The organism is Bradyrhizobium sp. MOS001 (assembly GCF_004634465.1).
Lineage (GTDB): Bacteria > Pseudomonadota > Alphaproteobacteria > Rhizobiales > Xanthobacteraceae > Bradyrhizobium > Bradyrhizobium barranii.
In genome coordinates this window covers 41,684-63,136 of the sequence record NZ_SPVJ01000045.1, presented here as the reverse complement: position 1 = coordinate 63,136, position 21,453 = coordinate 41,684, and the positions used below count along the sequence as shown (strand labels likewise).

20 protein-coding genes, 1 tRNA gene and 4 pseudogenes are annotated in these 21,453 nt (G+C 62.7%); 13 read left to right on the top strand and 12 right to left on the bottom strand.

What is annotated here, in order from left to right; genetic code table 11:
• Positions 1–112 (bottom strand): Ku protein (locus CT676_RS35055; RefSeq protein WP_343287560.1); only part of this gene is annotated, 112 nt, incomplete at its 3' end.
• Between CT676_RS35055 and CT676_RS44480 the strand changes: the two are divergent.
• A pseudogene (locus CT676_RS44480) lies at positions 99–498 on the top strand (SOS response-associated peptidase family protein); the annotation flags it as partial. The gene CT676_RS35055 and the pseudogene CT676_RS44480 sit on opposite strands and share 14 nt — an antisense overlap.
• Positions 499–502: 4 nt before the next feature.
• Here CT676_RS44480 and CT676_RS35050 read toward each other — a convergent pair.
• Complete coding sequence (locus CT676_RS35050) at positions 503–1,003, bottom strand: hypothetical protein (protein WP_135216390.1); 501 nt, start codon at positions 1,001–1,003, stop codon at positions 503–505.
• Positions 1,004–1,190: 187 nt separating this feature from the next.
• Here CT676_RS35050 and CT676_RS35045 point away from each other — a divergent pair.
• From CT676_RS35045 to CT676_RS35025, 5 genes and pseudogenes are all read left to right on the top strand, one after another.
• Positions 1,191–1,458, top strand: a pseudogene (locus CT676_RS35045) (hypothetical protein).
• A 352-nt stretch (positions 1,459–1,810) separates the two neighbouring features.
• Positions 1,811–2,143, top strand: a complete 333-nt coding sequence (locus CT676_RS35040; protein WP_135216389.1) for a DUF6364 family protein — start codon at positions 1,811–1,813, stop codon at positions 2,141–2,143.
• An 89-nt stretch (positions 2,144–2,232) separates the two neighbouring features.
• On the top strand, positions 2,233–2,646 hold the full coding sequence (locus tag CT676_RS35035; RefSeq protein WP_135216388.1) for a hypothetical protein: 414 nt from the start codon (positions 2,233–2,235) through the stop codon (positions 2,644–2,646).
• A gap of 43 nt (positions 2,647–2,689) precedes the next feature.
• Positions 2,690–2,890 (top strand): annotated as a pseudogene (locus CT676_RS45535) (IS110 family transposase); the annotation flags it as partial.
• A 264-nt stretch (positions 2,891–3,154) separates the two neighbouring features.
• Positions 3,155–3,892: an SOS response-associated peptidase family protein gene (locus CT676_RS35025; protein WP_135216387.1), complete on the top strand. Its 738-nt coding sequence runs from the start codon at positions 3,155–3,157 to the stop codon at positions 3,890–3,892.
• Between the two features lie 227 nt (positions 3,893–4,119).
• Here the strand turns inward: CT676_RS35025 and CT676_RS35020 are convergent, their stop codons facing one another.
• The 4 genes from CT676_RS35020 to CT676_RS35005 form a co-directional block, all read right to left on the bottom strand.
• Complete coding sequence (locus CT676_RS35020; protein ID WP_167768270.1) at positions 4,120–4,725, bottom strand: Uma2 family endonuclease; 606 nt, start codon at positions 4,723–4,725, stop codon at positions 4,120–4,122.
• A gap of 442 nt (positions 4,726–5,167) precedes the next feature.
• On the bottom strand, positions 5,168–5,677 hold the full coding sequence (locus CT676_RS35015; protein ID WP_135216385.1) for an RES domain-containing protein: 510 nt from the start codon (positions 5,675–5,677) through the stop codon (positions 5,168–5,170).
• Entirely contained in the window at positions 5,674–6,156 is a 483-nt protein-coding gene (locus tag CT676_RS35010) for an antitoxin Xre/MbcA/ParS toxin-binding domain-containing protein (RefSeq protein WP_135216384.1), read from the bottom strand. Before CT676_RS35010 ends, CT676_RS35015 begins: the two co-directional genes overlap by 4 nt.
• 280 nt (positions 6,157–6,436) lie before the next feature.
• Entirely contained in the window at positions 6,437–6,727 is a 291-nt protein-coding gene (locus CT676_RS35005) for a hypothetical protein (protein WP_135216383.1), read from the bottom strand.
• A gap of 37 nt (positions 6,728–6,764) precedes the next feature.
• Between CT676_RS35005 and CT676_RS35000 the strand changes: the two are divergent.
• Together CT676_RS35000 and CT676_RS34995 are read left to right on the top strand one after the other, a co-directional pair.
• Positions 6,765–7,250, top strand: a pseudogene (locus CT676_RS35000) (hypothetical protein); the annotation flags it as partial.
• 58 nt (positions 7,251–7,308) lie between these two features.
• Positions 7,309–7,866 (top strand): hypothetical protein, encoded by a 558-nt coding sequence (locus CT676_RS34995; protein WP_135216382.1) that lies wholly within the window; start codon positions 7,309–7,311, stop codon positions 7,864–7,866.
• Between the two features lie 85 nt (positions 7,867–7,951).
• Here CT676_RS34995 and CT676_RS34990 read toward each other — a convergent pair whose 3' ends face one another.
• Entirely contained in the window at positions 7,952–9,598 is a 1,647-nt protein-coding gene (locus tag CT676_RS34990; RefSeq protein ID WP_135216381.1) for a Dyp-type peroxidase, read from the bottom strand.
• Positions 9,598–10,968 carry a hypothetical protein gene (locus CT676_RS34985; protein ID WP_135216380.1) on the bottom strand — a complete coding sequence of 457 codons (1,371 nt, stop codon included), beginning with the start codon at positions 10,966–10,968 and terminating at the stop codon, positions 9,598–9,600. Before CT676_RS34985 ends, CT676_RS34990 begins: the two co-directional genes overlap by 1 nt.
• Before the next feature lie 390 nt (positions 10,969–11,358).
• On the opposite strand from CT676_RS34985, the gene CT676_RS34980 reads away from it, so the two are divergent.
• Positions 11,359–12,903, top strand: coding sequence for an NAD(P)/FAD-dependent oxidoreductase (locus tag CT676_RS34980; RefSeq protein ID WP_135216379.1), 1,545 nt, complete (start codon positions 11,359–11,361; stop codon positions 12,901–12,903).
• 689 nt (positions 12,904–13,592) lie between these two features.
• On the opposite strand, the gene CT676_RS34975 is transcribed toward CT676_RS34980, so the two are convergent.
• From CT676_RS34975 to mnmA, 4 genes are all read right to left on the bottom strand, one after another.
• Positions 13,593–13,669 (bottom strand) — tRNA-Met (locus CT676_RS34975).
• 294 nt (positions 13,670–13,963) lie between these two features.
• Positions 13,964–14,326: a hypothetical protein gene (locus tag CT676_RS34970; protein ID WP_135216378.1), complete on the bottom strand. Its 363-nt coding sequence runs from the start codon at positions 14,324–14,326 to the stop codon at positions 13,964–13,966.
• Between the two features lie 183 nt (positions 14,327–14,509).
• A complete protein-coding gene (locus CT676_RS34965; protein WP_063981205.1) occupies positions 14,510–15,148 on the bottom strand; it encodes a class I SAM-dependent methyltransferase in 639 nt (212 codons plus the stop codon).
• 21 nt (positions 15,149–15,169) lie between these two features.
• Positions 15,170–16,351 (bottom strand): tRNA 2-thiouridine(34) synthase MnmA, encoded by a 1,182-nt coding sequence (mnmA, locus tag CT676_RS34960; RefSeq protein ID WP_135216377.1) that lies wholly within the window; start codon positions 16,349–16,351, stop codon positions 15,170–15,172.
• 357 nt (positions 16,352–16,708) lie between these two features.
• Between mnmA and CT676_RS34955 the strand changes: the two genes are divergently transcribed.
• The 4 genes from CT676_RS34955 to fliF all read left to right on the top strand — a co-directional run bounded on the left by CT676_RS34955 (position 16,709) and on the right by fliF (position 21,439).
• A complete protein-coding gene (locus tag CT676_RS34955; protein ID WP_135216376.1) occupies positions 16,709–18,271 on the top strand; it encodes a flagellar hook-length control protein FliK in 1,563 nt (520 codons plus the stop codon).
• Between the two features lie 13 nt (positions 18,272–18,284).
• Positions 18,285–18,992 carry a flagellar hook capping FlgD N-terminal domain-containing protein gene (locus CT676_RS34950; protein ID WP_085399144.1) on the top strand — a complete coding sequence of 236 codons (708 nt, stop codon included), beginning with the start codon at positions 18,285–18,287 and terminating at the stop codon, positions 18,990–18,992.
• A 372-nt stretch (positions 18,993–19,364) separates the two neighbouring features.
• Positions 19,365–19,640 carry a DUF1153 domain-containing protein gene (locus CT676_RS34945; RefSeq protein WP_002714638.1) on the top strand — a complete coding sequence of 92 codons (276 nt, stop codon included), beginning with the start codon at positions 19,365–19,367 and terminating at the stop codon, positions 19,638–19,640.
• 188 nt (positions 19,641–19,828) lie between these two features.
• Positions 19,829–21,439: a flagellar basal-body MS-ring/collar protein FliF gene (gene fliF, locus CT676_RS34940; protein ID WP_028153249.1), complete on the top strand. Its 1,611-nt coding sequence runs from the start codon at positions 19,829–19,831 to the stop codon at positions 21,437–21,439.
• The last annotated feature ends 14 nt before the right edge of the window (positions 21,440–21,453 follow it).

The following is a 21,453-nucleotide window of genomic DNA, read 5'->3' as shown; positions in this document are numbered from 1 at the left end:
ACTTGATCCGGTGACCGGTCGCTCGATTGAGCTGATTGAACGAGATTTTCTCGGATTCCGATGTCGCCGGGTAGAGAGCCACCGGACAGGTGACGAGCGGAACGACCAACATCCGCAACGTGAAGAGCAAACATTGGACCCGATGGCTCGGCGTCGAGAACCGCTGCGTGGAGCCCTTTCAACTCTTTTAGCGAATTCAACAAGGCCGAGGGCGGCGACATCTGGTTCGCGCTCGACGAGACCCGCCCCCTCGCCTGCTTCGCCGGCATTTGGACCAACTGGACGTCTGTCCGCAAAGTCAAGGAAGGGGATGCCAATGCTGAAGTCTTCGCAATCCATCCCAAGGCGATGCCGGTGATCCTGACGACGCCGGAAGGGGTCGAGACCTGGATAACCGCACCCGCAGAAGAAGCCCTGAAGCTGCAGCGGCCGCTTCCGAACGGGGCGCTCCGGATCGTTGCACGCGGCGTGAAGGAAGACCCGGCGCCCGCCGCTTGAGCGATCAGCGACTATCTTCGCACTCTTTCAGCTTCTTCACGACCGCCGAGCTTTCGACGACCTTGCCGTCGCGGCTGAGCGGCACGTAGGCGGCTTTCCGCCCCTCCGCATCGGTCACTTCGATGACTTGCGGCATCGTGTCGGGATACTCGCCGGCGTGCTCCTTGGTCTCGACCTGGTAGCCCTCGAAGCGCATGTCCCTGCCGTCCATTATCAGATCCTGGGGGCGCCTCTCCGGCGGCATCGGCGGCAGATCGGGCTCCATCGCATTCCTCGGAGGAGAACTCCAGGAGTGACCTCCTCGATCGAGAAGGCGCCGGAGCTCGGCGACGGCCTCGCCGCGCTGTTCGAGCTCCTCGACGGCGGCGACGACCTCGTCGCGGTCGAGGACGTCGAGAAGATCGTTGATCGTCCGCTCGCAGTCCCTCTCGCCCGGTTCCAAGTAGCGGGCCAGGATGGCCTGCGCCCGCTCGACGGCTTCCAGCACCTTCTTATCGGCGGTCATCGACGTACTCCACGCAACTCACACGCGCCGATTCAATGGGGCCACAGGCCCCTTGTTCCTGACCCGCACCGGTCGGAACAGGTGCAAAAACTAAGTCCCCGCGATTTCGAATCCCTGGGCTGTGATAGCAGCGCGGAACGCACCGCGGCCTCTAAGGATTCGCCGGACAGATGCCAGGAGCAATTCGATGCTGATGTTCAAGGAAAGACGGCCGGCGATCCGGACGCTGCGCGGCTGGGCCATCGCGGTGCTGCAGGAGGCCGGTGCCATCCGGCGAGTGCGAGGAGCACGGCTGGATGCAGGACCGCGCCGATCCACATGCCTGCGAGCGGGCTTTCGAGATCGCGCGGCGAGATCCACCGGCCGGCATCTCCTCCGAAGATGCAATCGCGGAGCTGCGCGACGTGCTGGACTCGATCGGGGACAGCTGCCCGGAATGCCCGGCCGAGCAGTAGAACGCCGGGCGCCGTCCACGCGGCGCCGCGAAGAGATGGGCTAACGGCCGAGGCGGTTCTCCACGCGCTTGCGCGAGTTGCCGACCTTCTGGCTATCCGGATTTTCGTGTTGAATTGCCCTCGGCTTTAGAGGCCCGTTAGTGTGGGTACGGCCTGTGGCACCAACCTCTAGATGGCCTCAACCAGGCCGCTTTTGATCACCTTTGTCGCCCAGTGAACGGGTTCAACGGTCGGATGTCGGCCGGGCGGAAAATTTGTAAATCGCTTCGCGGCTTAGCCCGGTCTGTATCGGAAACGGGATCTCATTGTCCAGCACAGCTTGATCACATATATATGTGATCAAAGGTGCGCCATGCTCAGGAACACGACGTTCAACTTGCCAGACGATCTGGTTGCGAGGGCCAAGGCTTACGCGGCCAGCCATGGGACCACGCTTACGGCTATCGTCCGGGATCATCTCGAGACAGTGACGGCTGGCCGCAAGGTCGAAGCGACCGAGGATCCTCTCCTGGCCTTCTCGCAAGGGCGGATGACCAAAGAGCAGGCGATGAAGGCTCTCGGGCTTAGGGACTACGCCGGACTGCTCGTCCGCCTTGGCGAGGCAGACTTACCGCTCCCCTGCCTGCCGGCACATGAAATCGAAAACCAAGCGACGACATTTGCCCGCATCTGGAGGCAGTCGTGACGAAGCGCTGTACCCTCGTCATTCCAGACGCTGGGCCATTCAATAGCCTTTGGGTTGCAAACGAGCTGCCGCTCCTTCTGAAATTGGACATGCCCATCGTCGTCGTCGACGCGGTCTACGATGAACTCACGCGCGATCCCGTGAACTATCCTAAGGATCGCGAAGTGAAGGCCTTCATCGATGCGCACCAACCTCCGTTCAAAATCGAAGATACGGAAACGGGACGTCGCGAACGCGAGAAGCATCGAGAGGGACTGCCGCCGCGCAGAAACGCAGGAGAGGTCGCAATAGTCGATTTCATGTCCGACGGGCTGGAAAACTATCTCACGGCAAGCGAACCGGTGCTCGTGCTATTTGAGGACGCGGATGTCCCTGGCGTGCGGTTCTTCCGCAAGCTGCCGAACTTGCACTTGCTATCGACCGTGGGCATGTTGCGCGGCCTGGAGCGGGTCGGAATCATCGGGTCCGCTGACGAGGTCATCCAAAATATGACCCATCCATGAGACCCATCGCGACGGGCACGAGTTCTCAAGGATCTGCCAGACGTTGATTGTCGGCGCGACCGCGCTGCTAAGGCATATTCGAAAGGGCCGTCATAAGCCGACACCCTGGCTCGCTTCCCTACTGGAGCGAAAGCCGCCGAAGTTGGTGGCGGTGGCCTTGGCCAACAAGTTCGCCCGTATCGCTTGGCGATTGATGATATCAGGCGGCGTGTACAACCGCCCAGTGGCCGCCATGCCAATCTGATCTGAAATCGTTGTACCGGTCGAGGTTGCTCGCCGGATAGCCCACGAACTTGCAGGACGCAGTAGATGGAAGGACCGATCGGTCGATACGCGCGAGCTTCCGTAGATTACACTGGCATCACGAATGTCGCCTATGTGCTTGGAGCGTGCGTAGCGAACACCATCTCGGCCAGCGGGCTTTGTCCGCGCAAACAGGCCGGACATCTGATAGCAAGCGATCTGGCCAGAAGTCTGCTACAATCCTGACAAGCGGGGGGCCGTCCACATCTGTAATCTCTATTCGATGACCAAAAACGTAGATGCGATCCGCCGCTTGTTTGGGGCGCTGAACAGTCGCGTCGGAAACCTTCCGTCGATGCCGGGCATCTTCCCGGACTACCCAGCGCCGATCGTTCGCAACGGGGCCGAGGGACGCGAACTCGTCATGGCACGTTGGGGCATGCCTTCCTCGGCGCAGGCGCTGATGGATGCGACGAGGAAACGCGCAGAGAAACTAGAAGCTAAGGGCAAGACGGTGGACTTCAAGGAGCTGCTGCGGCTGGAGCCGGATAGTGGCACGACTAACATCCGCAACACCAGCAGCAAGCATTGGAAGCGGTGGCTCGGCGCAGACAATCGCTGTCTGGTGCCGTTCACCAGCTTCAGCGAATACGACACCATCGACGGCAAGAAGGTGCCCGTGTGGTTTGCTACGGATGAGAGCCGCTCGCCGCTCGCGTTCGGAGGCATCTGGACTAACTGGACTTCGGTTCGCAAGGCGAAGGAAGGCGAGGTCACAGCCGATGTTTTCGGCTTTCTGACCTGCGAGCCGAATGCCGAGGTGAAGCGCGTGCATCCAAAAGCGATGCCGGTCGTCCTTACGACGACCGAAGAGTACGACATATGGATGCAGGCCCCTTGGGAAGAAGCCAAAGCACTGCAGCGGCCGCTTCCGGACGGTTCGCTCAAGATCGTCGCCACCGGGGAGAAGGAAGATCCGGGCGCGGCTTCGCCGGAGACTTAGACGCATTGCCGTCCGCTCCGACCAGATGGAAACCGTCCCGACGGCAACGGAGCACTATGCCGAAGCCACCCACCATAAGGCGTCCCCTACAAGTTGGTCCCTAATCGGGGCAAAGTAGGTCCCTTAGCCTGAAACACAAAAAGCCCCGCCAGCGACGGCGGGGCTTTTCTCTCGGTCCTGGAAATAGGGCACTCGGTCAGGCCGCTTCTACGGCCTATGGTAAGGTCTCAACGAGGGGTGTGATCGCTTCTTACGATCTGGAGACGCGGTCGAGGTCTCACATCGAGCGTATCGTAGATCTCGTTCAGCGAGATGGACGTGCCCAACGTCGGAAGCGGAATGGCGACGTCAAATTCCTCGAACTTTTCCTCAGTCCATTTTCCGTCTTCTTGCCGTCGGTGAACCTTAACGAGCGCAATCTCGGACTCGATCTGGATAACCGTGTCGACGCTCTTCAAATCTTGGTACTCGCGCAGCTTGTCTCCGTAGTCAAAGACGGCGGTGCCCGGCGAGGAGACTTCGACGATCAGGGTCGGCCTGGAGGCCGTCATTGCGGACGCATTGGGCGGGCCACAATCCACGACGACGTCGGGATATCGGATCGTGTCCGGACCAGTCTGGACGGCCGTGTCGCTCGATGTGGTGCGGCAGCCGTTCTTCTTCCCGGCCGGAACAAAGGCGGTCTGGACGTTGCTGCAGATGACGTTATGCCCCTCTTTGGCGCCGGCCATGGCATAGGCTACGCCCCCCACGAGCTCGTAGCGAACCTCGCTGCCGGAAATGGCATTGAAAAAATCGTCAATCGAGAGCTTGTCGTGCTCGGGAATACCCATTGCGCCATCCAGATCTTCGCCCCTGCAATATAAACCGCTTGGTGCGATAGGAAAGCCCATCCAGACACTCGTACCGGGTACGAGTTCGTAACAGTTACGCCTAGAGAGGGAGAAAAATTGCTTCGAACAGCCTCACCCCGGGGAACCGTGATGACGCCGAAGATCCGGGGCAAATTCAGCCGAACCATTCCCGTGAGCGACCTCCGGCAGGCGGCTCGCCTTGTCGCAGGCCGGGGGTAAATTCGTCGCTAGGACGATGGCTGTCACAACGTGCTTGTCCAAGGGGACCTACTTTACCCTGCGCCACCCGCCAGCGGGTCGCCGCGCCGAAACTGGCTCTTGCGATCGCAATACTTTGGAGACGGGACTAGGGGACACACTTTGCCCGTGACCGCACCTCTTCGATATTTCACACGCGGCCGGTCGCTGCTACGGGGCCGAATTAGAGCGGTGATGTCGAAGGATGAAGGCGCGTATCGAGCGCGAACGCTTCCTGAAGGTGCTGCTGGTACGCGCCTTCCGCCCTGGTCGGGTCGAAAATCAGATTCCAGCTGTGATTGTCCACACTTGGGATCACGACGAATTTGTGCTTGGCCAAGAGCGCATCACCGAACGCCTGCTGGCCCGCGCCTGGGATTCCCGGTCGCAGCCAATTGGCGTTCGGAACGTCGGCAGCGCGAACGATTTGAACGTCGGACACGGCGGCGATATGAAGCGCGGTCAGTACGTGCGGCAGAGTGTCGAGCACTTTGAAGCCTTTGTGAACCGCCACTTCGAGGATCGCGGTCGCTGGATCAAGCGCGCAATACACGACGCGAACGCCTTTGCTGTTCCACCGGCCGCCGACCTGGAATGCGCCTTCGCCACTATCCCAGTTCGACGCAAAGCGCGCCTGATCGAGGCGCCAAGCGATGAGCTTGCCGCCTCCCAATGGCTCTACAGAAGGCGTCATGCATAGACGCCGTATGCGAGCCGTGTGAGGTACTGTTCAATGAGCTCGATGCCCGCCGGAGTAGCAAGCAGATCGATCGGGCGACGCTGGTCAAGACCGATGGCCGGACGCTCGAGCCACTGCTCTGCCTCTTCCTGCGAACCGAACACGTCCGTGGCCTTGGCCAGGATTTCGGCAAACTTCCAGGTCCGCCCACTTTGCTCCTGGCTGAGCGGCTTGTCCGGAGCGTCCTTGCGTCGCTGAAAGGTGCGAAGGCTCATTCCGAAGGCTTTTTCCAGCGAGTCCGTTTGAATGAAGAGGAGGTGACTGACGAAGTGGGTCAGCGCGGAGCCTGGCAGTCCGTCCAGCAGCAGTTCGTGGGCGTCGAGGGTGCTTGTGATGCGGCGCGACAGGATGCGCGGCCCGCCGAGCAAATCGGCCACCTTCTGCAGATCATTGCCTGGCCCCTTTGGAGCCGGTTTCTCGGCTGCAGCAGTCATAGTAGCCCTCGCGTCATGTGTCGCCTAATATGTGTCACATGTCGCGATTAATCAAGCGCGCATTGTCGAGCTCAGGGAGGTACTCGCCGCCAGCATCGCCTGCCTGTTCGATTGCCAAAGATCCTGGAAACGCCCGTTTTGACTGCGTTTTTGCGGTCGTTGGCGCATGCGGCTTTAGGGGGCATACTTTACCTGGTAACCACCCTTCGGACCTCGCCAATATCTATTCTGGATCAGCCAATATCTATTCTGGATCAGCAGCGCGGCCTGCGGCTACGCGCTAGGGCGTGCCGTCCTTCGACCGGCAGTTCGCCAGGTCGTCGCGCTGGACCCAACCGTACTTGGACTCGCCCGAATCTTTGTCGAAATGGACGACGAAGACCCAGTCGCGATACGTGTCGCGAATCGCAACCTTCTGGCCCTTCTCGATCGGCAACCAGCGCGGCTCAGTCTGTCCGCCGGGCCGGTTGGCCAGCTCAGTTTCCTTCGGCACGGTGCACTCGGTGTAAGAGGCATGTGAGCTGGCGGGCAACGCGATCAGGGCCGCGGCGGTCAAGAGAAGCTTCTTCATCACGGGATTCGCTGAGGAGGATGATCGAATTCTGGTTCGGCTGAGCATCCTTCAGGCTGACGAACACGAGCGATTGCTCCGGACGGTGGCACACGAGGCCACCGAGCGGTTCGTCTGCTGTACCAACAAGGTCGGAGCCCCCATGGTGCCGGCGCTGTTCAACCCAGCCGAGATCGCCGGGCGCAGGTTGGACGATGTCCGCGTTTATTACTCTCGCCAGACAGGACCAATCAAGCGGCGGCACGTCAAGGCGCACCGCGAACGACTGCATGGCGTTGTCGAATTGATCGCCGTGGCGACGCCGCAAGTTCATGCAAAATTTCTTGCGTGCGACCGAGATGATGTTGTGGTCAGTACGATGAATTGGGGTTCTCAATCCGGTTCACCTGACAATCCCCTGGACGAGATCGGGCTCCATCTGTCCGGAACCGGCTTGGCCGCAAGTCTATTGAGAAAGTTCGAAGAGCAAGTCCAGGACCGGGAGGGTGCAGACGAAGCCGCCGCGGGTCCGGCCGCGCAGTGAGACACTCTTCTGGAGCGCCGGCCACGGCGCAAGGCAGCGCTGATTTAGGGAAAGTGTGATGAGCACCTCAGAGACAGTCGAGTTTGCGGTGGGTCCGTGCCCATGCGGAAGCGGAGCGATTGTGAAGAGCGTTACCACGCAAGACAACCCGTGGAGTTCGGCTGACATTTCCTACGGAATAAACTGCCCTAAATGTGCTGGAGCGTGGGACATCACCAGCGGAACGCTCACGAACCGAGAGTCCGCCCGGCCGCATCAAGAAGCCTATCGCGCAGAGCGGCAGGCCTCTGCCGAGCTGCATGTGATCGTCGACGAGCTTGTGGATCGGTATTTCGAAGATTTTGGCGCCAAGACGATGACGGCAGAACTTCGGGAAATGCAACGGCTCGGCATCTCCACGATGAACATCGCGCAATTTCGCAAGGCGGTGCATGAAGGACGCCGGCCGTCGGAGCGATCGTATGCTTTAAAGAATCCGGACTGGCTTTTCAGCGTGGCAAAAGAGGCCGAGAAGGAAGAGGCGTTCGTACAACTGCGCGACAAATATAACGACGCGCGCGCAAGAACGGCGGACACAGCCAAAGCGGTCATCAGGCGCCGTATCCCGAACGAATGACCATATGGACGAGAGCCCCGACGTGGGCGTCATTGACGATCGGCGATCGCGGCGCCTGATCTCGCACGCCTGCCGCACTCACCCGTTATGATGACGCCAGCACGACCTCACGCAGCGCGGTCAGAGATGGCAGAAAAAAGTATCCACCTCCGCTGGGTGCGACGAACGCCGTTTGCGCCCTCACCTCTGCGGACTGGAGCTGCGCGCCGAAGAGATGACAGCGCCGGATCCCGTCAGGCGCAGCGGCATTCTGACCGACAATCATGTCATGTCCGCCAGGACCACGCGGGCGCGATCCGCTATTGATCCAGCGCGCCTGAAGAAACTCGAACTGGTCCTCGATCGACGATTGGATCGAGAGAAACAAAAGGCCGCGGTCTCCTTCGAGCGGATCGGGACCGCCGTCGCCATACCGGTCTGCGAGGCTTTCGCCGAAGGCAACGCCAACGCGCAATAGGCGCCGCGTCTGGGAAGCGTTGCCTCCTCCCATGTCGGAGCCGCTATCCCGCGTATTGACTTTGCGGATATGCGCGCCCGCGGGGCAAACGATCCCGACCGGATCTGCCTGCGCGTCCGCAAACGGTGACGGGCCACCCGCACGGGCCGGCGTGCTATTGTCGAAGCGGAAATCATTGTTGGCCATGTCGTCTGCGCCGAGATCGGGATCGTCCTTGTCCGGCGTCCGGAGAACGGGGGCGCCGCTTGGCCAGCGCCCGACCAGCCGCGAAGCGAGCGCCTCGCCCGTCAGGCCCTCGAAGCCGGAAGTTTTCGAAAGGCGGGCAGCTTCGCGCCGCATTGTCTGCCAGAAGCCGGCGACATCCTGCCTCAGGCGCCGATAGACCAGGAAACTGCCGTTTCTCATCCACGGTTCGCAGGGCAGCGTCGGCCCCGGGAGAAGCGGATCGGCGCCGGACACAGGATACCCCAGCAGAAATTCCCCTGGCCAGACCAGGTCCTGACCCGGATACCCGTAGAGCCACGCATCAGGAAGATCGCCCGCGTCAAGTTTACGGTCCGTGACGAAGTCATCCGGCGCATGGCTGGCGCGCCCACGGATTCCTGGCTGCGACACCCCGTCATCGAAACCGAAATGCTCATGTCCGGGTTGATCGGCGCGAACGTCGCCGTGCTGGATCGCGACGTTCGCTCCCAGCCCCACGAGATCTCCCGCAATGCGCTGCGCAAGGGAACGAACGTCAGCCTGATGGTCGCCAGCGACGACGAACATTGCGTCGAGTTCGTTTCCGGGGCCGCCGACGACCCAATTGGACGCCGCGGCGGGATCGTCCGGATCGACAGGGTCACCGAGGAGTCCGGACCGCGCCGCAAGCCCCCCGCGAAACGCTGGGCTCTTGAACTGACTTACCGCCGGCGTGAAACGCCCCAGCCCTTGGGCGGTGAAAGCAAGTGCCACGAGCGGCGCGCGGGCCTCTCGCTTGGCGAACCCTGCGGCGAACTGGCGATGCTGCCTTCGATCCTCAAGCGTCTTCCTTCCCGACGCGATCGCCCCGGCGGACGCCATGGCGGCCAGATGCTCGCGGATTGCAATCAGTTGCAAGATCGCCTCGGGCAGCCGGAGATATACCAGGGCATGATGCGGCTTGAGAAAGCCGGGAGCCGCGATTCCCTGGATGTCATCCAGTTCCAGTACGGGCTCTAATGGAGCCATTGCACGGAGCTTCGTGTCTGCGACCACCGGTTTCCTGCCGGCGACGATTGCTCTCTTGGCCATCAGATGCCCCCATGCGCGCGGCGCGAATAGTTGAGACTTGCGACCACGGCCGGGCCGGCGCCGCGGCCGTCGTGGCTATGCGGCTCCGAAAAAGCCGGCATCAAACCCGGTGGAATGTTTGTGCCGACATCGATGGCACGCAGAAGGCGCGTGTCGGAACGCAGCACGCACGCTTGGCCGACGCATTCGATCCTGTCGTTGGGCACGGTTGCGAGGTCGGTTGCGCCACCCACGAGCTTGACGGTGATGCATTCGGCGATCTGCCCGCCCCACCGCAGCGGTACACCGCCGATCATGAGATCACTCAGCGTGCGCCCCGTTTCGCGCGGCACCTCGACGACCAGCCGCTCGATCCGACCGGGCTCGCCCCTCACGATGCGGATACATTCGGCTGGTGCAATCCCATCCGGCGGCTCCCACCCCGTCAGGTTGATATCATCCATGTAAAGACCGACCGGATTGACGAGCGTCACCATCGCTTTCAGTCGCGCGAGTGCATTGACGGTGGCCCCGATCGTGGGATCGCTGTTTCGGTTGGCGCCCCCATAGCGCGAACAGCAGATTAGTTCGTCCGGCGACGTGACCGGTGTTCCATCCCGGCGTTGTCGCAAGATCGTGGCGTCTGCACCCAGCCTGATCTCGGCTCCGATCGAATTCGGCGGGCAATTGAGATGCACAATGCCGTGGGTCGTATTCCACTTATTGTTGGGGTTGTAGTCGCCCACCTGCAGCCCCCCAAACGGTACCTTGAGCCGGAGGTCGTCGACCTCGACCGGCTTGCCCGTGAGCTCACGATAGAGGTGGGCGGCGTATTCGGGGTTGCCGGAGAAGCGATAGGACACGCCGTCATCGATGTTGACGCTCCCACCGAAGATCGCGGTCCAGTATTCAGGCGGTTCAGACGTGAAGGTGACTCGCGCGATCCGTCCGGTGGCAGGATCGCGCTCGACGAACCATTCGCAATATTCATCGAGCGGCCGGAACCAGACCTTCGTGTTTGCCAGCATCAGCCGCTGCGCCGGCAGCAAGCTATCGTACGGTTTATGATAAGCGTCATAAGGTGACAGTGGCCATAGACTGTCAGCCTCCTGGAGCGCGCGGTCGCGTCCAAATTTCAGGATCAGGGTCTTAGGAAAGGCATTCCAGACAATCGGCTGCTCAACGAGCGTCGTCTTGGCATCGTATTGCTTGGGATCGAAGAACTGGACGGTGCCGGGCTTTTTTTCGTCCGATGAAAGAATAGCTTTCTGGACATCGATCGAGGATTTGAAGCAGAGGCTAACAAACTCGTCCCATTGCTGGCGGCCGCCGGGGACGTGATCGAGATCGGTCAGATACGCCGGCGGGTCGAATCTGCGCAAAATCGACATGAGTGCTCCTCCGCTATGTGCGGGACATTACCCCATCAGAAACAATGATCCGCTGATGCCGCGTCGCGCCCAAAAATCTGTCCGCAGCCTCAAACGCGTCATCCAAAATCCATGACCGCTGACGCTCTCTCGCCGGGCCGGCCAGCACAAATACGTCGACAAAAATATTATGGTCTTGCGCCAAAGATCGCTGGGCTACTCCCACCCGGCCACTAGAGCCATTTCAATCGATCAGCTATAAGTTGCACACGTCGCTGCCGTTGACAACCGCTTTCCTTTTGAAAACCCGAGCTGTGCAACGTTATCCCGGCGGCGCCATCGCCTCACTCGCGTCGAGGAAAGCGCAGCTTTTCAGAAGCGCGATCCGACGTCGTCCATGACGGAGACACCATGGCTCGTTCACTCTACGCGCGGCTCGACCAGCGCTTCGGCACCAGGCCGCCGGCCTTCCAGCGACAACGCGACCTGCAGAACAGGATCGCAAACTTCGCGCAGACATTCGGCGCGAATATCATGTTCGCTCCTGAACGGGCAGACAAGAAGACGCGAGTTGCCGTCGTCGGTGCGGGGTTCGCGGGACTCATGGCCGGCCATACCCTATCGCGCACATGCACGGTCCAGGTTTTCGAGGCGCGCGATCGCGTCGGCGGCAGAGTGTGGACCCAATTTCACACATCATCCCACCGCGTGATCGAAGCCGGCGCCGAGTTGATCGGATACAATCACTTAACCTGGCTGCGGCTTGCCAAGCATTTCGGTCTGGGATTGAGCGTGCTCACCACGGAGGAAGCATTCACGTCCCTCAATCTCGATATGCCGCTGTCGCTGGACGGCCAGGTGCTCTCGCCGAAGCAGACCAAGCAAGTCTACGACGAGATGGAGCCGGTGATCGCGAAGATCTGCGCAGAAGCGAGAACGCTGGCCGATCCTTATAAATGCTGGGAAACCCCGCACGCGCACGACCTTGACCGAACGAGCCTGGCGGACTGGATCGAAAAGCAGGATTGCAGCAGGCTTGCGAAGAAGGCGCTCGAGGCCCAGTTCGCCAACACTAACGGCGCCCCCACCCGCCGACAGAGCCTACTGGCCAATCTCGCCGCAATTCGCGGCGGCGCGCTTCATGGCAAGCCCGACGACTACTTTACCCAGTCCGAAACCGTAAAATGCGAACAAGGCAATCAAACGCTCGCATTCAAACTGGCGCAGAGCATCGAAGCGGCAGGTGGCAGCGTCGCAACAAACAGGCCGATAGCACTGATCGATATTCGCGCGGACAAAGTCACTCTCAAGTCCGCAGCGGACGACGAACTTGAATTCGACTATGTCGTATTTGCCGTTCCGCCGAGTCTTTGGCCAACCGCATCATCCCCTTCAGACATCACGATTACTCCTGCCATTCCGCCCGACTTTCACATGTCGATGGGCCTCGCGATCAAGTACCTGAGCGAACTCAAAGGCCGTTTCTGGTTCGGCGGCGGCCTGTCTCCAAACGGCATGTCAGACGCGATCGGAATGACCTGGGACGGCACGGATAATCAGATCCAGATGACAGATCAGTCCGTGGAGCTCAGCCTGTTCGCCGGAGGTGATGCCGCCAAGGAAGCGATAGAGCTGCTTGGCCGGTCGGGTCAGGGCGAACTGAATGCGTACTACGGGCGCGAGCTGGAAAAACTCTTTGCCGGCTATTCTGGGAATCTGGTGAGCGATCCCACGTTGATCTGCTGGCCCGCCGAACGTTGGACGGGGGCCGGATATTCATGCCCCGCTCCCGGCGAGGTCACCCGCATCGGGCCGTTCCTCAATAGGCCGTTCAACGAGCGGCTTGTGTTTGCGGGTGAGCACTGCTGTTTGCCGTTTTTCGGTTACATGGAAGGTGCATTGCAATCGGGGCTAGCTGCGGCATCGGCCATCACGCGGAACGAGGGCCTCATCTAGCGTTGAGCGCAGCGGCACGACCTGGTCGCTGCGGAAGAACGGGCATGTCGCGGCCGGTTGCAATAATCGGGCGTCAGGCTTCCATCCTTTGCAAATACTGCAAGACAACTTCGCCAGACGTCATGATGTGCTGCTCAATAAAGCCGCTAGGCCTGATCGATCCCAGGCGCATCTTCATCCTCCAAGATCAAACGTGACCTTCCAAATCTGTTTCGAGAATTGAGAAGCTAGCACGATTACACGGCAGCATTTAGCCGCGAGTGGAGCGCCGCTAGAGAAGCCGTGATCAGTATAGCCTCTTCGGAAATCTTGATCTCTCTGAACACCATCCAAAAAGGTCAAGGCCGCTAGTCACCTTCAACTCAATCACGTCGTTCAACCAGCCGCGAGTGCTTCGCGCACCTTGGAGACGAATCGTTGAGGGTGTCACTGCCCTTAAAATCGCGAAGGACATATCCCCGCGTATACGACAGCTGCGCGAGCGGATCGTGCCCTCAGCGCATCACTAGTGCGAATTGGCAGTCAGCACGATCGCAACATCGAGAAACAGCCAAGCTGGCGCCCCGCAAGGATTTGAAATCACTAGGGAAGTTATTTGAATCCTTCGATCCACGGGAATCGAATTGTGGTACGAAGCGTGGTACGAGGTGGGGACCTCAAGATAAGTGTACGAAAAGCCCTTATTTTCTTGGTAGCGGGGGAGGGACTCGAACCCCCGACCCCAGGATTATGATTCCCGTGCTCTAACCAGCTGAGCTACCCCGCCACAGGGTCGCAAGCGGCGGAACGGCCGATCTCGCGAACGCGCGGCATATAAGGAAGGGGGCGGCGGGCTGTCAATCCGCGTTTGCGAAAAGCTTCCGCCTTCGCCGGGGCTCCCGCCTGCACCAAGGCTTCGGCGGGCAAGTCGGCGGGACAAGTTGGCTTGAAACGAAGATCTTTGGTAAGATTCCTGGGATTTCCGGCACCAGACTCGTGGGAAGTCCTCCTCACCCGGATCGCATCTTCGATGCGCTCCGGCCTCTCCCCGCAAGCGGGGAGAGGCGAAGGAAGAATCAGCCTATTTCGGCCTGACCGTCGGGTCGCCGCCAGGACTACCGGGGGGTGGGATGACCGGCATGGCACCGTCCGTAGAAGGGGCCGGAGCATGCATCTCGGGGTCCACGCCGGAGGGCGGGCAGAGCACGCCGTCAGATTTTGCCAGTTTGTCGCCGAGCGGTTCCCGGGACTGGCCGGTGGTAGTGCCGTCGGGCGCGGTGGCGCGGTTCGGGCGGTCCTGCGGCATGCAATTGGCGGCGTGCTGGGCCGATGGCGGCGCGGTCGCTTGCGGCGGCGTTGCAGGTCGCGGCGGGGCCTGCGCGATCGCGCTGCCTGAGGCGGCGATCAGGAGGCTGGCCAGAATGATGTTTGATGTCGTGCGCATGGGAGGGAAACGTCTCCGGCCATGCGGAGGTTCCGGCCGACGCACGGCGAATTGAAGCGCTGGAAATTGGCTGGCGGTTCCCTGCGGCCGATGCTTCGAGGCGCCCGCCGCTGGCGGGCTCGTCGGGATGAGGCCGCGTTTTGTGGAGACAGTGCCCCGACGGCGCGATCTCCGCAAATCGCGTTACGATTTGACGTAGCGGATCAGCGAAAAGTGGCCCATCGGCGGCATCGGACGGCGCTCGGCGAGCGTGACGCCGCGGTGCCTGGCGGCCCAGTTGACGAGGCGGTCCCACGGGAATTCCGGCCGCCAGCCGAGGCGGCGGGCGATGGGCGCGAAGGCGAGCTCGAACAGCTTGCGCGGGCCGCTCTCGGCGCCGATGTGGTTGACCAGGATCAGCTCGCCGCCGGGCTTGAGCACGCGCACGAACTCATCGAGCGTACCTTCGGGATCGGGCACGGCGGTGATGACATATTGCGCGACCACCGCATCGAAGAAGTTTTCGGGGAAGGCGAGGTTCTTCGCGTCCATCACCGAGAGCACTTCGACATTGCTGAGCCGCAGCGCGCGTACGCGCGCCTGCGCCTTGCGCAGCATCGGCTCGGAGATGTCGACGCCGCAGATTTTTGTCGTGCGCGAATAATCGGAGAGCGAAAGCCCTGTGCCGACGCCGACGTCGAGGATGCGGCCGCCGATGCGGTCGGCCTCCGCGATGGTCGACTGCCGTCCGGCGTCAAAGACCTTGCCGAACACGAGATCGTAGACCGGCGCCCAGCGGCCATAGGCCTTCTCGACCCCGGCCCGCGAGATGTCTGCTGCCATGCCCCCTGCCCCGGAAATTTTCTAGCCGCGTACCGCTTCCACCAGCGGCCTCGCAGTGCTCGTTGCGACTTTCGCGGCGGCGCTCTGGATGAAGCCGCCACCGAGCACGCGCGCCTGCCCCGAGGGCGCGTCGTAGAACACGCAGGCCTGGCCGGGCGAGACGCCCTCCTCGCCGGCGACGAGCTCGACTTCGTAATGGCCGTTGCCGCCGCGCAGCCAGGCCGGCTGCGGGCTGCGGGTCGAGCGGACGCGCACGAACATCTCGAGGCCAGCGCCGATGGCGCGGTCGATGTCGCCGTCGCCGATCCAGTTGACGTCGCGCAGCACGATGCGGTGCATCTTCAGCGCATCGCGCGGGCCGACGACGACGCGGCGGCCCGGGGCATCCAGCCGCACCACGAACAGCGGCGCGTGAGCGGCGATGCCGAGGCCGCGGCGCTGGCCGACGGTGAAATTGGCGATGCCGTTGTGCCGGCCGAGCACGCGTCCCTCGAGATCGACGATGTCACCGGGGTCCATCGCGTTCGGACGCAGGCGAGTGATGATGTCGGTGTAGCGGCCGGTCGGCACGAAGCAGATGTCCTGGCTGTCGTGCTTGTCGGCGACCGCGAGACCGAAGCGGCGCGCGAGCTCGCGCGTCTCGGGCTTGGTCATGTCGCCGAGCGGGAAGCGCAGGAAGTCGAGCTGCTCCTGCGTGGTCGCGAACAGGAAGTAGCTCTGGTCGCGGTCGCTGTCGGCGGCGCAGACCAGCGCGCGCGAGCCGTCGTCGCGGCGGCGCGAGGCGACGTAATGGCCGGTGGCGAGCGCCTGCGCGCCAAGCTCGCGCGCGGTCTTCAGGAGGTCGCGGAACTTGACCGAGCGGTTGCACTCGATGCACGGCACCGGCGTCTCGCCGAGCGCGTAAGAGTCGGCGAAATTGTCGATGACGGACTCGCGAAAGCGATCCTCGTAGTCGAGCACGTAATGGGGAATGCCGAGCTTGGCGGCGACGTCGCGGGCGTCGTGGATGTCCTGGCCGGCGCAGCAGGCGCCCTTGCGGTGGGTCGCCGCGCCATGATCGTAGAGCTGCAGCGTGATGCCGACGACGTCATAGCCTTCGGCCTTGAGCAGCGCAGCCGTCGTCGAGGAATCGACGCCGCCCGACATGGCAACGACGACCCTGTTGTCCTCAGGACGGCCTTCGAGATCCAGACTGTTCAGCATGGGCCTTAAAGCGTTGTGACGGCGGCGTTCGCGATCCGCGATGACTTGGACATTCTTCGGCTTCCGGCGGGACATCGACGCTCCCCGGGAACTTTGGTTCCCCCGGGGGCACGACTGCCCGGTCGAAAGCGGCTGAGAGCAGCTCTTTAATATAGGCCGCATTCCGGTGAAGCAATCACGCGGGCGGCCGCTTAGGGCAATTCTTGCCGGGGAGGCAGAAATGGCGGGGCTCTTGCGTTCCTCGCGGCGGTGGCGAAAATCACCCAATTAATTGATTTTGCTAGATAAAATAGATCTCTAGGAAGCTGGCCCGCTCCTTGCTACCTCTATGCCGAAGATGTTTCCAAGAGGTTTTCCGTGGTCGGTCGGGCGTCAGACGTAGCAGCCAGCGTGCAAGTCCAGAGCGCGCAGCAAAAGCCTGCCCGGTCGCAGAGCTCCAAAGACACGTCCAGCAACGACTCCTTCGGCTCGCTGGTCGACAGCAACACCCAGGCGATCAGCAACAACGCGCCGCCGCAGGACACCGCGCCGCGCCGGACCGAGTCGTCGTCCGCCCCAGACAAGAGCCCGCGCGATACCGCCGCGACCGACCAGCCCTCGCAGAGCAAGGCGAACGACGACACCGACACATCGGCCCCCACCGCGAACGACGCGACGGCCGATCCGGCCAAGCCGACCAAGGACAAGTCCGAGACCTCCGACGCGAAATCGTCGGAGAAATCCGACGGCACCAAGGGCGACAAGACCGACGGCACCGTTGCCGCCACCGCCGATGCCGCCGTGCAGCCCGACGCGGCGCGGGTCGCTATGCCCGATCCGAACGCCATCGTGGTGGCCCCGCCCGTGGTGCCGGTCGATCCGAACGCGGCCGCGAGCCAGGCCGGCGATGCCGCCGCCTCGCCGCTGACCATTGCGGCAGCCGGCATCGCCGCCAGCGCCTCCACCGCGGCGCAGATCGCAGGCGGCAAGACCGACACCGCCACGGCGAGCGACAAGAGCGCCAAGACCGCGGGTGCCAAGGTCGATACCGACACGACGACAACGCTGGGCGATGCCGCCACCGGCACGACCGACGGCACCGCGACCGATGCCAAGACCAATGGCGGCTTGGTCGCCGCAGTGGACCAGGGCACGCCGAAGCCTTCGTTCAAGGCCGTCGCGACCGCGCAACGCGAGAGCGACGTCTCCAATATCGGCCAGGACGCGGGCAAGGCGAACGCCACGCAGACTCCGGCGACGACCGCGCATGCGCAAGCCGCCAAGCCGCAGGCCGAGGCGAACCCGACCGACGCGAAGGCCGGCGCCTCCGACCGCTCCGACGCAACGCCGGCGACGGCAACCACGCACGCGCATGCCGGCACGCAGGCCGCGGTGCCCACGACCGACACCAGCGCGCAGGCCGCCTCCACCATCCAGGCGCCGCTGACCAATACGACGTCGGCCGCCACCGCATCGACCGCGACGCTCACCGCGACCGCGGCAAATTCCACGCCCGTGCCGATCAGCGGCGTGCCGGTCGAGATCGCCGCGGCGGCGCGTGCCGGCAAGACGCGCTTCGACATCAGCCTCGATCCGATCGACCTCGGCCGCATCGACGTCCGCATCAATGTCGACCGCAACGGCCAGGTCACCTCGCATCTCACCGTCGAGAAGCCGGAGACGCTGCAGATGCTGCGGCAGGACGCCCCGCAATTGCAGCGCGCGCTCGACGATGCCGGCCTCAAGACCGGCAGCAACGGGCTGTCCTTCAGCCTGCGCGACCAGAATTCATCGGGCCAGAATTCCGGCCAGAACAACGACAATGGCGGCAATGCCCGCCGGCTGATCATCAGCGAAGACGACACCGTTGCTGCGGCGCCCGTCGGGCGCGGCTACGGCCGCATGCTCGGATCGAGCAGCGGCGTCGACATCAGAGTGTGAGGAGTATTCGAACATGACCACCACGAATGCCGCCACCGCCCCGACGCCCGTCTCCGGGACCACCGACGTCCCGAAGTCGTCCTCGTCGAACTCGCTGAGCTCGAACACGGGCGCGACGCTCGCCGGCAACTTCCAGACCTTCCTGACGCTGCTGACGACGCAGCTGCAGAACCAGAACCCGCTCGATCCGCTCGACACCAACCAATTCACCCAGCAGCTCGTGCAGTTCGCCGGCGTCGAGCAGCAGCTCAAGACCAACGATTCACTGTCCCAGCTCGTCACCCTGCAACAGACCACGCAGGCGACTCAGGCGCTGGGCTTCGTCGGCAAGACCGCGCTGGTCGACGGCTCGACCGCGACCATGACGAACTCGTCGGCGACCTGGCATCTCAACGTGCCGACCGACTCGACCGTCGACATCACCGTTGCCAATTCCACCGGCCAGACCGTGTTCACCGGCAAATATACCGCCGCCGCCGGCACCGACATTCCCTTCACCTGGAGCGGAATGGGCAATGACGGCACGCAATGGCCCGACGGCAAGTACACGATCACGGCGACGGGTAAGGACGTGGCGAACAACAATGTCGGCATCGCCGCGCAGGTGCAGGGCGTGGTGTCGTCCGTCGACCTGACCCAGTCGCCGCCGCTACTCACCATCGACGGCGCCAGCTACACCCTGAGCCAGGTGAAGAGCATCATCGCCACCAGCAGCAACTAAAGGCGCGCGCCTCGCCACACACGAGATGTGATCCCCGCGAACTCAGGGGATCCATCACCGCAGAACGTCGTTTTCGCGTGAGACCGTAACCCCGAGTCGTCGTCAAACTACTCGCTGGGGTTATGGGTCCCGGGCTCGCGCTACGCGCGCCCCGGGACGACAGTTGGGGCTTCGCCGGCTCCATTCGTTAGTAAAGTATTTACGAAGACCCCGCTCGGCCGGCTCGGATCATGGTGTCCAGCCCTCCGGGCCGGCTGTGTTCCAGCCATTTTCAACGAGAATTGTATTGAAGCCTTAGGCTTAGCGGATTTTTAAGCCCGCACGCGTAGGGTTACGGCGTGAGTTCAGTGGTTGAGAGTTTGTGAGTACGCCATGACAGAACCCCATCGCCCGAGGGTAAAATACGTCATCGGGCCGGACGGCAGTCCGCTGACGATCGCAGATCTGCCCGCACCCGGCACCAAACGCTGGGTCATCCGCCGCAAGGCCGAAGTCGTCGCCGCTGTGCGTGGCGGACTTCTCTCCCTCGAGGAGGCCTGCAGCCGTTATACCCTGACGGTCGACGAATTCCTCTCCTGGCAGTTTTCCATCGACCAGCACGGTCTGGCGGGTCTTCGCACCACCCGCATCCAGCAATATCGCCAGTAAGCGATCCGGAAATCTGCAGCTTTTGACGAAAATCGGCCTCGCCCCGCGAGGCCGATTTTTTTCATGTTTCCTTTTGGCGCGACTTTTGTCCCAGCTCTTAACCTTCGTTAACCATATCGAAACCATCACCTAGGCAATAATTGCCCAGTCGACCGCTCGGTTGCGGGTCGAAGCTTCGGGGCGGTTGCTTGCAAGGTCTTGCGGACTTTTTGAAGGGTATCGGCGCCGCCCGGTTCGGGGCGATGATCGCGGTCACCGCCGCGCTCATCGGCTTCTTCGCGTTCGTCATCATGCGCGTGACCACGCCGCAGATGACGACGCTGTTTACCGACCTCTCGGTCGAGGATTCTTCGGGCATTATCAAGGATTTGGAGCGACAGGGCATCCAGTTCGAGCTGCGCAATGAAGGCAGCATCATCATGGTGCCCAAGGACAAGGTCACGCGCCTGCGGATGAAGCTCGCCGAGGGCGGCCTGCCCAAGGGCGGCGGCGTCGGCTACGAAGTGTTCGACAAGTCGGATGCGCTCGGCACCACCTCTTTCGTCCAGAACATCAACCATCTCCGCGCGCTCGAAGGCGAGCTCGCCCGCACCATCCGCGCCATCGACCGCATCCAGGCCGCCCGCGTCCACCTCGTGCTGCCCGAGCGCCCGCTGTTCTCGCGCGAGGCGCCGGAGCCGTCGGCCTCGATCGTGGTGCGGGTCCGCGGCTCGCTCGAGGCCCAGCAGATCCGTGCCATCCGTCACCTCGTCGCCTCCGCCGTCAACGGGCTGAAGCCGCAGCGCGTCTCGATCGTCGACGAGGCTGGCTCGTTGCTCGCCGACGGCGCCGCGACCGATCCGGAGCAGGCGGTCGGCGACGAGCGCCGCACCGCCTTCGAGAAACGGATGCGCAAGCAGGTCGAGGACATCGTCTCCTCCGTGGTCGGCTCCGGCCGCGCCCGCGTCCAGCTCTCCGCCGATTTCGACTTCAACAAGATCACCCAGACCTCGGACAAGTTCGATCCCGAGGGCCGCGTGCTGCGCTCGAGCCAGACCCGGGAAGAGAGCAGCCTCACCGCCGACAACAACGGCCAGGTCACCGTCAACAACGAGCTCCCCGGCAACCAGCAGAACAGCGGTCCCACGGCGAAGGACCAGAGCAAGAAGACCGAAGAAACCAACAATTACGAGATCTCCCGCACCACCAAGACCGAGGTGACCGAGGCCGGCCGGGTCAACCGCATCTCGGTCGCCGTGCTGGTCGACGGCATCTATTCCAAGAACGACAAGGGCGAGCTCGCCTACACGGACCGCACCAAGGAACAGCTGGACCGCATCGCCACCCTGGTGCGCTCGGCGATCGGCTTCGACCAGAAGCGCGGCGACCAGGTCGAGGTCGTCAACCTGCGCTTTGCCGACGCCCCCTCCACCGCCCCGATCGCCGAGCCCTCCGGTTTCCTCGGCATGCTGCAGTTCACCAAGGACGACGTCATGTACTTCGTCGAGCTCGGCGTGATGATGCTGCTCGGCCTGGTCGTGCTGTTCCTGGTGATCCGCCCGCTGGTCAAGCGCATCCTCGCCTCCGAGGAGGTCGCGGCCGCCATCTCCGGCGCCCTCGCCGGCCCCGCCGCTTCGGAGGAGGCCGCGCCTGCCGGGCAGGCGCTGCTGCCGGGCGGCGCCGCGAGCGCGATCGACGTCGCCACCATTCAGGGCCAGGTCCATGCCCAGTCCGTTCATCGCGTCGGCGAGCTCGCCGAGCGCAACCCCAACGAAACCGTCGCCATCATCCGCCAATGGCTGACCGAACCCGCGAAATAATCGAGAAGTGAACT

Bases quoted from the DNA above. Each gene is read 5' to 3' on its own strand.
- CT676_RS35050 (WP_135216390.1), bottom strand. From the start codon at position 1,003: ATGACCGCCGATAAGAAGGTGCTGGAAGCCGTCGAGCGGGCGCAGGCC.
- CT676_RS35040 (WP_135216389.1), top strand. From the start codon at position 1,811: ATGCTCAGGAACACGACGTTCAACTTGCCAGACGATCTGGTTGCGAGG.
- CT676_RS35035 (WP_135216388.1), top strand. From the start codon at position 2,233: ATGCCCATCGTCGTCGTCGACGCGGTCTACGATGAACTCACGCGCGAT.
- CT676_RS35020 (WP_167768270.1), bottom strand. From the start codon at position 4,725: ATGGGTATTCCCGAGCACGACAAGCTCTCGATTGACGATTTTTTCAAT.
- CT676_RS35015 (WP_135216385.1), bottom strand. From the start codon at position 5,677: ATGACGCCTTCTGTAGAGCCATTGGGAGGCGGCAAGCTCATCGCTTGG.
- CT676_RS35010 (WP_135216384.1), bottom strand. From the start codon at position 6,156: ATGACTGCTGCAGCCGAGAAACCGGCTCCAAAGGGGCCAGGCAATGAT.
- CT676_RS35005 (WP_135216383.1), bottom strand. From the start codon at position 6,727: ATGAAGAAGCTTCTCTTGACCGCCGCGGCCCTGATCGCGTTGCCCGCC.
- CT676_RS34995 (WP_135216382.1), top strand. From the start codon at position 7,309: ATGAGCACCTCAGAGACAGTCGAGTTTGCGGTGGGTCCGTGCCCATGC.
- CT676_RS34990 (WP_135216381.1), bottom strand. From the start codon at position 9,598: ATGGCCAAGAGAGCAATCGTCGCCGGCAGGAAACCGGTGGTCGCAGAC.
- CT676_RS34985 (WP_135216380.1), bottom strand. From the start codon at position 10,968: ATGTCGATTTTGCGCAGATTCGACCCGCCGGCGTATCTGACCGATCTC.
- CT676_RS34980 (WP_135216379.1), top strand. From the start codon at position 11,359: ATGGCTCGTTCACTCTACGCGCGGCTCGACCAGCGCTTCGGCACCAGG.
- CT676_RS34970 (WP_135216378.1), bottom strand. From the start codon at position 14,326: ATGCGCACGACATCAAACATCATTCTGGCCAGCCTCCTGATCGCCGCC.
- CT676_RS34965 (WP_063981205.1), bottom strand. From the start codon at position 15,148: ATGGCAGCAGACATCTCGCGGGCCGGGGTCGAGAAGGCCTATGGCCGC.
- mnmA (WP_135216377.1), bottom strand. From the start codon at position 16,351: ATGCTGAACAGTCTGGATCTCGAAGGCCGTCCTGAGGACAACAGGGTC.
- CT676_RS34950 (WP_085399144.1), top strand. From the start codon at position 18,285: ATGACCACCACGAATGCCGCCACCGCCCCGACGCCCGTCTCCGGGACC.
- CT676_RS34945 (WP_002714638.1), top strand. From the start codon at position 19,365: ATGACAGAACCCCATCGCCCGAGGGTAAAATACGTCATCGGGCCGGAC.